The sequence below is a fragment of the Sphingomonas sp. genome, from assembly GCF_025362505.1.
Classification (GTDB): domain Bacteria; phylum Pseudomonadota; class Alphaproteobacteria; order Sphingomonadales; family Sphingomonadaceae; genus Sphingomicrobium.
On sequence record NZ_JANYGG010000073.1, the window covers coordinates 1 to 10,672 of the forward strand.

The window sequence follows — 10,672 nt, forward strand, 5'->3', positions numbered from 1 at the left end:
GTTGGCGCGCAGCACATTGGCAAGCACCTCTTCGACAAAGGCGATGTCGATCGCGCGGCCGGTCATGACCGCATAAGCGGCAATGCGATTTAGCGCGCCTTCGAGTTCACGGATCGAGGCGGTCAGACGGCGGGCGAGAAACTCGATCACGCCGCGCGGCATTACGACCCCGGGCAGCGACACGAGCTTGGAGTCGATAATGTTGAGGCGGAGTTCGTAATCGGCCGGATTAATATCGGCGACGAGCCCCCACGACAGGCGGGAGAGAATGCGCGGTGCGATCCCGTCGAGGTCCTGCGGCGCGCGGTCCGAGGTGATTACCAGCCGCCGCCCCGCGGTGATGATCTCGTTCATCGTGTGAAAAAATTCTTCCTGGGTCGAATCCTTGCCGGCGATGAACTGGACGTCGTCGATCAGCAGGAGGTCGGCCGAGCGCAGACGACCCTTGAAGCCGATCGTGTCATTCTCGCGGATCGCGCGGACGAACTCGACCATGAATTTTTCGGCCGACATCGAGACCACGCGAGCCGCTGGACGAGCGCTCAGGAACGCCTGGCCGATGGCGTGGAGCAAGTGGGTCTTGCCGCGCCCGGTGCCGCCATGGATGAACAGCGGGTTGAACGCGACATTGTCGGCGGTCGCTAGCGTCTTCGCGGCGGCCGCGGCGACTTCGTTGGCCTTGCCGATGATAAACGTCTCGAAGCGATAGCGCGCGTCGAAATTGGGCGCGTTGGGATCGCGCGCCAGCGCCGGTTCGGGCGCCGCAGGAATTTCTTCGAGAATCAGCAGCGGCGACGGTTTGGGCGCATCGGCCGCCGCGACGATGCGCACTTCGCGCACCAGCGGAAGCGTCGCGCGCCAGGCGAGATTGAGCCGGTCGCCGAAATGCGAGCGGACCCAGTCCGCCATGAACTGGCTCGGCATCGAGATTGCGAGCTCGCCCGAGTCGGCGTTGAAATCGCCAATCTCAGCCGGCTTAAGCCAACCGTCGTAGGTCCGCGCACCCAGATCACGGCGCAACCCGGCGCGAATCGACTCCCACGCAGCGTCGAGCGGAGCAGCTATCGGATCTGTGACGGTGGACGGCCGAACGCTCTCCTCACTACGCTGCACTGATCGAGCCCTCCGAGTCTTTTTTGGCAAAGCAGGACAGCCACGACCGACCCGAGTCGCCGCGTTTGGTGTGCTGGTTCTTCAATGCCCCCCGGCGCAGATTCGCACCCGGTCGTGCAGTTCTGCGAGTCTGCGCGGCGGCTTTCAAGCGGGTTTTTTCATCGAGATGAAATAAACCCGCTTGACACGGATTTTCCTAATGAAGTTCAGAAAACGGCGGAAAACCAATGTTCTACGAAAGATGGTCCAAAGCCGACAAAACGAATCGCCGGATTCATTGACTTATTTCTGAAGCGAAACGGAAACGGGCCGCCGGAAATTATCCGACGACCCGTTTGGATCCCAAAAATGTCCCGGATCGGGTCTAGCCGAGCGCGGAGACCCGCTTGGTCAGGCGCGAGAATTTGCGGCTCGCGGTGTTCTTGTGGATAACGCCGCGGGCGACGCCGCGCATCAGCTCGGGCTGGGCCTGCTTGAGCGCGGTCGCGGCCTGGTCCTTGTTGCCGGTCTCGAGCGCGCTTTCGACCGCTTTGATGAAGGTGCGGATGCGGCTGACGCGCGCGCCATTCACTTCGGCGCGGGCGGCGTTGCGACGGATGCGCTTCTTGGCTTGCGGCGTATTCGCCATCGGATCGACCTCAAACTATGGTTCAATGAAAAGGCGGCGCAGAACCCGGAGGGCCGCGCCGACGTATTGTCCTCCTACGCAGGCGGGGCGGATTCGTCAACCGTTCGGCGTGACCTGGCGGTGACAGGCCGCTTATCGCGGGCAGGCCGCTTATCACTGGCAGGCCGGGCAGAAGAAGGTCGAACGCCCGCCCTGTACGATTCGCCCGATCTTTCCGCCGCAGGGGCACGTTTCGCCCTCGCGGCCATAGACGTCGAAGTTCTCGGAGAAATAGCCGAGTTCTCCGTCGGGCGCGGCGAAATCACGCAAGGATGACCCGCCCGCCGCGATGGCGTCGATGAGCACCGCCGGGATCGACTCGGCGAGCGCGTCGAGCTTCCTGCGCGAAACCTTCCCCGCCGGCTTGCGCGGATCGATCCCCGCCCGGAACAGCGATTCGCAGACGTAGATGTTTCCGAGCCCGGCGACGATCCGTTGGTCGAGGAGGAGCAGCTTGACCGCCGCGGTCCGGCCCTCGAAGCGTGACTTCAGCCACTTGCCGGTAACCTCGCTACCAAGCGGTTCGGGGCCGATCGCTGCAAACGTGGGCCAAGTCGCGACATGCTCTGTTCGCAGCAGGTCGAGCGAGCCGAATCGTCGCGGATCGTTGAGCGACAGGCGGTGATCGTCATCGGTCTCGATCAGCAGATGGTCATGCTTGCCGATATCCTGCGGGTCGATCCGCCACCGCCCCGACATACCAAGGTGAAAGATCAGCGTGTCCCCGCGATCGGTATCGATCAGGCCATATTTGGCGCGCCGGCCAAGCGCGGTAACGCGCGCGCCGGTCAGCCGCTGGCCGAGATCCTGCGGGATCGCGCGGCGCAGGTCGGCGCGGCGCGGCGTGACCCGGGTCAGCCGCCGCCCCTCGAGCACCTTGCGCAGGCCGCGAACGGTGGTCTCGACTTCGGGCAATTCCGGCATGCGCCCGCTATGGCGAAGCGGTGCGCGGCCCGCTAGAGGCGAACCCCATGACGGATACGGTGAATTTCGGCGAGCAGTTGGTCAGCCCCGAGGAAAAGACGCGCCGGGTCGGCTCGGTCTTCACGTCGGTCGCGCGCAACTATGACGTGATGAACGACCTCATGTCGGGCGGAATGCACCGGCTGTGGAAGGACCGCTTCGTCGAGAAGGTAAAACCGCGCGGCGGAGAGGCGATTCTGGACATGGCCGGCGGTACTGGCGACATTGCCTTTCGAATGGCGGCGCGGGGGGCGCTGGTCACGGTCAGCGACATCAACGCCGACATGCTCGCCGTCGGCATGGAGCGCGCGAAAAAGCGCGGCATCGACGGCCTCGTCTGGCAGCGCGAGAATGCCGAGCAGTTGAGCTTCGCCGACGCGAGCTTCGACGCCTACACGATTGCGTTCGGGATCCGGAACGTCACCGACATTCCCGCGGCGCTGCGCGAGGCTCACCGTGTACTGCGCTTCGGCGGGCGCTTTTTCTGCCTCGAATTCTCGACCACCGAGTGGCCGGGCTTTGGGGAGCTTTACGACAAATTTGGCGACCGCCTGATTCCCAAGATTGGCAAGGTCGTGGCGAAGGATGAGGACAGTTATCGCTACCTCGTCGAGTCGATCCGCCGCTTCCCGAAGATGCCAGAGTTTGAGCGGATGATCGGCGCCGCCGGCTTCTTGCAAACCCGCGTCGAACCGATCCTCGGCGGGCTCGTCGCCATCCACAGCGGCTGGAAAATTTGACCACTTCGGTCACGCACCTGTGGCGGCTGCTTAAATGGGGCCGCACGCTTGCTCGCCATGGGGCGCTGCAGGGGATCGAACGCGATCCGCTGACCCCGACTGCGGTCCGCCAGCTGCTCCGCCTCGCCCGCTTCGGCCTTCGCCAGCCCGCCGAGCCCGACTATGCCGCCGCGCTCCAGGCAATCGGCCCCGCCGCGATCAAGCTTGGCCAGGCGCTCGCCACGCGCCCCGACCTCGTCGGTGAAGCCGCCGCGAAGAATCTCATCCAGCTTCAGGATTCGCTCCCCCCCGTCGCCTTTTCCGAAATCCGCAAGGCAATCGAGAAGGGGCTCGACGCCCCTCTCGAATCGCTGTTTCAGTCGATCGACGAAGTGCCCGTCGGCGCCGCGTCGATCGCGCAGGTCCACAAGGCGGTCACGACCGAGGGCCGCACCGTGGCGGTCAAGGTGCTCCGCCCGGGCATCGAGGAGGAATTCGCCCGCGCGCTCGAGACCTATGAGTGGGCTGCGGCGCATGTCGAATTGCTCGGCGGCGAGGCCGAGCGCCTCCGCCCACGGCTGGTCGTCGCGCACTTCAAGCAGTGGACACGCCGCGAACTCGACCTCCAGCGCGAAGCTGCCAGTGCGTCCGAACTGCGTGAAACGATGGTCGCCGAACCTGGCTTCTACGTCCCCGAGATCGACTGGAGCCGCACCGCCCGCCGCGTGATGACACTCGAATGGATCGACGGCATCAAGCTTGCCCGCCGCGACGAGCTCATCGCCGCCGGCCACGACCCCAAGGCGCTCGCGACGATCCTGATCCGCGCTTTCCTGCGGCAGGCGGTGGTCGACGGTTTCTTCCACGCCGACCTTCACCAGGGCAATTTGTTCGCGCTGCCCGACGGCCGCCTCGCCGCGATCGACTTCGGCATCATGGGCCGCATCGACCGCCGCGCGCGGATGTGGCTCGCCGAGATTTTGTACGGCCTCATCACCGGCAATTATCAGCGCGTCGCCGAAATCCATTTCGAGGCCCAGTACGTCCCCGCGCATCACAACGTCGCCGAATTCGCAACCGCGCTCCGCGCTGTCGGAGAGCCGATCCGCGGGCTCCCGGTCAAGCAGATCAGCGTCGGTCGAATGCTCGAGGGCCTGTTCGCGATCACGCGTGATTTCGACATGCCGACCCAGCCGCATCTGCTGCTGCTGCAAAAGACGATGGTCATGGAGGAAGGCGTCGCAACCGCGCTCGATCCGGACATCAATATGTGGGAAGCCGCCGAGCCGTTCCTGCGCGAATGGCTGCGTGGCGAGCTCGGGCCCGAGGCCTTCGCCGCCGACTCGATCGTCGACCTCGTCCGCACCGCCAAGCTCATCCCCGAACTGATCAAGCGCCTCGATGTGCTGTTGCCGGCGAAGGGCGCCGCGCCCCCGCTCCCGCCGCTCGTCGAAGTCGCGGTCATCACGCGCCCGCCGCTGCTTGGCTATGCCGTGGTTGCTATACTGGCCGCGGTCGGTGGTGCCGCTGCCGTGCTGTTATTGTCCTGAAATTCTCCGTGCGGACCCGCTTTTCCGGCTGGAGCAGCGGGCCACGCGCAACCGTCCTGGCGCTGCTTGCCGTCGCGATGCTGGGCATGGCGATTCTAGCGACGAGGCCCTCTTCCGGACCGACCTTGCGCACGGCCGAAGTCGGGCAGACCGACGCCGCGCTTTACCGAGCGATCGTCGCCAGAGTCCGCGCCGGCGACGGCTATTACACTGCCGCCGCCGCATCGCTGCGTGAAGGTCACTATCCGCTCCGCCCGTTCATTACCTTCCGCCTCCCGACGCTGACGTGGCTTCAGGTCATGCTTGGCGACCGGGCGATCCATCTTGTGCAATCGGTGCTTGGAATTGCGGTTTTCATGGCTTGGGGGTTGAGGCTGTGGCCCGAACTGCCGCGCCCGATCCTGGCTTTCGCCCTGCTCCTCTTATGGGTCGGAATAATCGGGGTGATCGAGCCGACGTCAGGACTGTTCGGCGAAAGCTGGTCGGCGATGCTGATCGCGCTGGCCATCGCACTGAATCGCCCCAAATGGTTTCCGGCCGCAATCTTGTCGGGGCTGGCCGCGATGCTGTTCCGCGAACTCGCCGCTCTGGCGATCGTAGGGATTGCGTCGATCGCGCTGATAACCGGGCGCCGGCGAGAAGCCTTGGCGTGGCTCGCTGCAATCGCTGTCTTTGGCGTCGTGGTCGTCTTGCACGCATATCAAGTCGTGGCGGTGGTCCGGCCCGAAGATCTCGTTTCGCCGGGCTGGGCGGGAATGATGGGACCAAGCTATTTTCTTCGGGCGTTGGCGACCGTCACGCCGCTCGGGATGCTGCCCGGTGCGCTGGCGAGCGCGTTGCTGATCCTGTCCTGGTTCGGGTGGTGGTCGATCCCGGCAGACTGGGCATTACCCCCGGCGCTTGTGATTGGCGGCTATGGCGTGCTCATCGCCCTTTTCGCGCGGGCCGACACCTTCTATTGGGCGATGATGGCGGCGCCCCTCTCGCTTGTTGGACTCGCGTTCGTCCCGGCCGCGCTGCGCGACCTCGTTCGCCCCGCGCCCAAAGCATTGGCGTGAGCCGCGTCCTGCTCATCGTCGGCGGAGGAATCGCCGCCTACAAGGCGAGCGAGCTCATCCGGCTGTTCCGCAAGGGCGGGCATGAGGTGACCCCGGTCCTTACTGTGGGCGGAGCGCATTTCGTGACGCCGATGACGCTGGCGGCACTGGCCGAGAGCCCGGTTTACACCTCGTTATGGGACCTCAAGGACGAGAGCGAGATGGGGCACATCCAGCTGTCACGCGCGGCCGACATCGTGCTGGTGTGTCCGGCAACGGCGGACCTGCTGGCGAAGATGGCGGCGGGGGTGGCGGACGACCTCGCGACGACGCTGCTGCTCGCGACCGACAAGCCGGTGGTCGTCGCACCGGCGATGAATGTGCGGATGTGGCTCCATCCCGCGACGCAGCGCAATCTGGCGCGGCTGAAGGCCGATGGGATCACGGTGATCGAACCCGACGACGGCGCGATGGCGTGCGGTGAGTTTGGCCCGGGGCGGCTGGCCGAGCCCACCGAAATCGCCCGTTTCATCGAACAAAGTTTCCCGTTCGTGTCGGGCGAAATCGCGACACCGCTGCTGTCCGGTCCTTTGGCGGGAACCCATATCCTCGTCACCGCCGGGCCGACTCATGAACCGATCGATCCCGTTCGCGTCATCGCCAACCGCTCGTCGGGCAAGCAGGGGTTCGCGATCGCCGCCGCCGCCGCCGAGGCTGGCGCGCGCGTGACGCTAATCGCCGGGCCGGTCGCGCTGCCGACACCCGGCGGCGTGGCACGGATCGATGTCGAGACCGCCGAGCAAATGGCCGCGGCGGTCGAGGCGGCACTGCCCGCCGATGTCGCGATCCTCGTCGCGGCGGTCGCCGACTGGAAGGTCGCGTCCTCGCCGGTCAAGTTGAAGAAGGGCGACGGCCCGCCGACGCTGAGCTTCGCCCCAAATCCCGACATCCTCGCGACTCTCGCCAAATCGCCCGAGCGGCCCCGCCTGCTGATCGGCTTTGCGGCGGAAACCAACGACCTTGTCGCCAACGCCACCGCCAAGCGCGCCGCGAAGGGCGCCGACTGGATCGTCGCCAACGACGTCTCGGGCGACGTGATGGGCGGCAACCACAACGAGGTTCACCTGATCACCACCACCGGCGACGAAGCGTGGGAGGCCGGCACCAAGCAAGCCATCGCGCGCCGCCTGATCGCTCGCATTATCGAAGCCCTGAACGCAAAGACGCAACTCGCATGATCCGCATCCAGATCGCCCGCCTGCCTCATGGCGAGGGGCTGCCCCTGCCCGCCTACGCCACCCCCGGCGCGGCCGGGATGGATGTTGTCGCGGCCGAGGACATCGACCTCGCGCCAGGTGAGCGCCACGCCGTCGCGACCGGGTTCAAGGTCGCCATCCCCGATGGCTACGAGATCCAGGTCCGCCCGCGCTCGGGCCTCGCCTTCAAGCACGGCGTGACCGTCCCCAACACGCCCGGCACGATCGACAGCGACTATCGTGGCGAGTTGAAAGTGCTGATGATCAACCACGGGCCCGAGGTGTTCCCGGTGCGGCGCGGCGAGCGGATCGCGCAACTCGTCCCCGCAGCGGTGACCCGGGCCGGGTTCGACGAGGTCGAGGAACTCGACGCGACCGACCGCGGCCACGGAGGCTTCGGCAGTACTGGCCGATGATGGGCGCGCGATGACCGACGAGGAACTGGACCGTTACGCCCGGCACATCGTCCTGCGCCAGTTTGGCGGCGCGGGGCAGCAGCGGTTGAAGGCCGCTCGCATCGCCGTCGTCGGCGCGGGCGGGATCGGGTCGGCGGTGATCCCGGCGCTGGCCGGTGCCGGCGTCGGTCGGTTGACGATCATCGACGGCGACACGGTCGAGCTGTCGAACCTCCAGCGCCAGCCGCTCTACCGCAGCGACCAGGTCGGCGACGGAAAGTGTGTTCTTGCCGGGAAATTTGTCAACGCGCTCAACCCGTTCGTGGACGTCGTTGTTATCTCGTGCAGGATCGACGCGGGCAATGCCACCGAGCTGCTCGCCGGGCATGACCTGATCCTCGATGGGACCGACAATTTCGCCACCCGCCTGATTGTCAGCGACACCGCCGTCCGCCTTGGCATCCCGCTCGTCTCCGCCGCCGCCGCCCAGTTCCAGGGGCAGGTTGGACTGTTCAGGGGCCATGTTGCCGGAGCGCCTTGCTACCGCTGCTTCGTCGGCGACGCGTTCGACGCGGACGACTGCGACACCTGCGCCGAACAGGGCGTACTCGGCGCGCTGGTCGGGACGGTCGGCCAATACGCCGCGCTGGTCGCCATCCGCGCGATCGTCGGGATCGAGCCCGATGCGGCGGGGAAGCTGATCCTGTTCGACGGCGCGGCGCTGGAGTGGCGCACGATGCGACTGCCCGCAGATCCGGAGTGCAAGGCCTGCGGCTAGGCCTTCTTCTTCACTGCCGCCTTTTTCGCCGGCGCCTTTTTCTTGACGACCTTCTTCTTGCCCTTGGCCGGTCCCTTCGCCGCCTTCTCGTCGATCAGCACCACCCCCTCGTCGAGCGTCACCGCCTTGGGATCGGCGCTCTTGGGCAGCGTCGCATGTGTCTCGCCGTCAGTGACATAGGCCCCGAAGCGCCCTTCCATCACCTTGAGCTCCTTGCCGCTCACCGGATGCACGCCGAGCACCGCCAGCGGCTCGCGCCCGCCGGTCCGCCGACCGCCCCCGGCCGCCGCGTCGGCGAGCTTGGCCACCGCGGCGTTCATGCCGGTCTCGAACACCTCGGCGGTCGACGACAGCCGGGCGTACTTGCCGTCATGGACCAGGTACGGGCCATAGCGACCGATCGAGGCCGAGATCATCGCCCCGGTCTCGGGATGCGCCCCAATCTCGCGCGGCAACGACATCAGCTGCACGGCGGTCTCGAGCGTCAGCCCTTCCATCGGCACATCCTTGGGGATCGACGCCCGCTTCGCCTCTTTGCCCTCGCCGCGCTCGAGGTAAGGCCCGAACCGCCCGCTCTTCAGCGTGATGCCGTTGCCGATGTCCTGCGGCCCCTCGCTCGGGGCAGCATCCCCCCCCTGCCCGAACTGCCGGGTGTATTTGCATTCGGGATAGTTGGAGCAGGCGACGAACGCCCCGAACTTGCCCCCGCGAAGCCCGAGCTGCCCCGTCCCGCACAGCGGGCACAGCCGCGGGTCCGAGCCATCGCCCTTGTCGGGGAACAGGAACGGCGCGAGGAACTCGTCGAGCGCGGCGGTGACCTCGCTCGGCTTCTGCTCCATCACTTCGCCCGCCTTGGGCTTGAAGTCCTTCCAGAACGCCTCGAGCAACGCCTGCCACCCCGTGCGCCCGCCCGACACATCGTCGAGCCCTTCCTCGAGCCCGGCGGTGTAGTCGTAATCGACGTAGCGTTCGAAGAAGCGCTCGAGGAACGCGGTGACCAAGCGCCCGCTCTCCTCGGGGGTGAAGCGCTGCTTTTCGAGCTTCACATACTCGCGATCCTTGAGCGTCTGCAGCGTCGCCGCATAGGTCGATGGTCGGCCGATGCCGAGCTCCTCCATCCGCTTGACGAGGCTCGCCTCCGAATAGCGCGGCAGCGGCTGGGTGAAGCTTTGCACCGCATCGACCGAGCGCTTGGCGGGCGCGTCGCCCGACTTGAGCAGTGGCATCTTGGCCGCCTCCTCGTCGTCGGCCTTGTCGTCACGGCCCTCTTCGTAGAGCGTGAGATAGCCCGGAAACAAGGTGACCTGCCCGGTCGCCCGCAACGTCGCCCGCCCCGCGCCGTCCGACAGTTCAACCGTCGTGCGTTCGAGCCTCGCCGACGCCATCTGACTCGCCAGCGCGCGGTTGAAAATCAGCCCATAAAGCCGTGCATGGTCACCGCTCCCGCCCGCCTGGCGCTTGAAATCGGTTGGGCGGATTGCCTCGTGCGCTTCCTGCGCATTCTTGGCCTTCGCCGTGTACATCCGCGGCTTGTCGGGGACGTAGCCAGCGTCATAGCGATCGGCGATGGCGCGGCGCGCGGCCGAGATCGCCTCGCCGTCCATCTGCACGCCGTCCGTCCGCATATAGGTGATCAGCCCGTCCTCGTAGAGCGACTGGGCAAGGCGCATCGTGTGGCTCGCTGCGAAGCCAAGCTTGCGGGCCGCCTCCTGCTGCAGCGTCGAGGTCGTGAAGGGGGGTGGCGGGTTGCGGGTGAACGGCTTGGTCTCGACCGACTCGACAGTGAAGTGTCCCGCCTCGACCACCGCTTTGGCCGCGTCGGCCGCGCCCTTGTCGCCGATCGACAGCCGCTCGATTTTCTTGCCGTCGAGCCCGACCAGCCGCGCGGTAAACGGGGTCGCGTCGCTTTCGAAACCTGCGCTGACCGACCAATATTCCTGCGCGCGGAACAGCTCGATCTCTCGTTCGCGGTCGACGATCAGGCGGAGCGCAACCGATTGCACGCGGCCCGCCGATTTCGCGCCGGGAAGCTTGCGCCACAGGATCGGCGACAGCGTGAAGCCGACGAGATAGTCGAGCGCACGCCGCGCCCGGTAGGCGTCGATCAGATCCTCGTCGAGCGCGCGCGGCGCCTTCATCGCCGCCAGTACCGCCGTCTTGGTAATCGCGTTGAAGGTTACCCGCTCGACGTGCG

Annotated in this window: 10 protein-coding genes; 6 read left to right on the forward strand and 4 right to left on the reverse strand. The window is 66.4% G+C overall.

The features are described from left to right. The 3 genes from dnaA to mutM form a co-directional block, all read right to left on the reverse strand. A partial coding sequence (gene dnaA, locus Q0R27_RS07080; protein WP_293942787.1) for a chromosomal replication initiator protein DnaA occupies positions 1–1,113 on the reverse strand: 1,113 nt, incomplete at its 3' end. A 364-nt stretch (positions 1,114–1,477) separates the two neighbouring features. Then, positions 1,478–1,741, reverse strand: a complete 264-nt coding sequence (gene rpsT / locus Q0R27_RS07085) for a 30S ribosomal protein S20 (RefSeq protein ID WP_293942789.1) — start codon at positions 1,739–1,741, stop codon at positions 1,478–1,480. 153 nt (positions 1,742–1,894) lie between these two features. Beyond that, complete coding sequence (gene mutM, locus Q0R27_RS07090) at positions 1,895–2,704, reverse strand: bifunctional DNA-formamidopyrimidine glycosylase/DNA-(apurinic or apyrimidinic site) lyase (protein ID WP_293942791.1); 810 nt, start codon at positions 2,702–2,704, stop codon at positions 1,895–1,897. A 47-nt stretch (positions 2,705–2,751) separates the two neighbouring features. On the opposite strand from mutM, the gene Q0R27_RS07095 reads away from it, so the two are divergent. The 6 genes from Q0R27_RS07095 to Q0R27_RS07120 are packed head-to-tail and all read left to right on the forward strand — an operon-like array spanning position 2,752 to position 8,478. Further along, positions 2,752–3,483 carry a class I SAM-dependent methyltransferase gene (locus tag Q0R27_RS07095; protein ID WP_293942793.1) on the forward strand — a complete coding sequence of 244 codons (732 nt, stop codon included), beginning with the start codon at positions 2,752–2,754 and terminating at the stop codon, positions 3,481–3,483. After that, positions 3,480–5,012, forward strand: a complete 1,533-nt coding sequence (ubiB, locus tag Q0R27_RS07100) for a 2-polyprenylphenol 6-hydroxylase (RefSeq protein WP_293942796.1) — start codon at positions 3,480–3,482, stop codon at positions 5,010–5,012. The genes Q0R27_RS07095 and ubiB overlap by 4 nt, the downstream gene beginning before the upstream one ends. Positions 5,013–5,020: 8 nt before the next feature. Next, positions 5,021–6,070: a hypothetical protein gene (locus tag Q0R27_RS07105; RefSeq protein ID WP_293942798.1), complete on the forward strand. Its 1,050-nt coding sequence runs from the start codon at positions 5,021–5,023 to the stop codon at positions 6,068–6,070. Next, positions 6,061–7,287, forward strand: coding sequence for a bifunctional phosphopantothenoylcysteine decarboxylase/phosphopantothenate--cysteine ligase CoaBC (gene coaBC, locus Q0R27_RS07110; RefSeq protein ID WP_293942806.1), 1,227 nt, complete (start codon positions 6,061–6,063; stop codon positions 7,285–7,287). The genes Q0R27_RS07105 and coaBC overlap by 10 nt, the downstream gene beginning before the upstream one ends. Next, positions 7,284–7,721: a dUTP diphosphatase gene (gene dut, locus Q0R27_RS07115; protein ID WP_293942800.1), complete on the forward strand. Its 438-nt coding sequence runs from the start codon at positions 7,284–7,286 to the stop codon at positions 7,719–7,721. Before coaBC ends, dut begins: the two co-directional genes overlap by 4 nt. A gap of 10 nt (positions 7,722–7,731) precedes the next feature. Next, the gene (locus Q0R27_RS07120) at positions 7,732–8,478 is read left to right on the forward strand and encodes a HesA/MoeB/ThiF family protein (RefSeq protein ID WP_293942802.1); all 747 of its coding nucleotides are present in this window, start codon (positions 7,732–7,734) and stop codon (positions 8,476–8,478) included. Here Q0R27_RS07120 and topA read toward each other — a convergent pair. Further along, positions 8,475–10,672, reverse strand: a 2,198-nt coding sequence (topA, locus tag Q0R27_RS07125) for a type I DNA topoisomerase (protein ID WP_293942804.1), incomplete at its 5' end; no start/stop codon positions are given. The two genes, Q0R27_RS07120 and topA, sit on opposite strands and share 4 nt — an antisense overlap.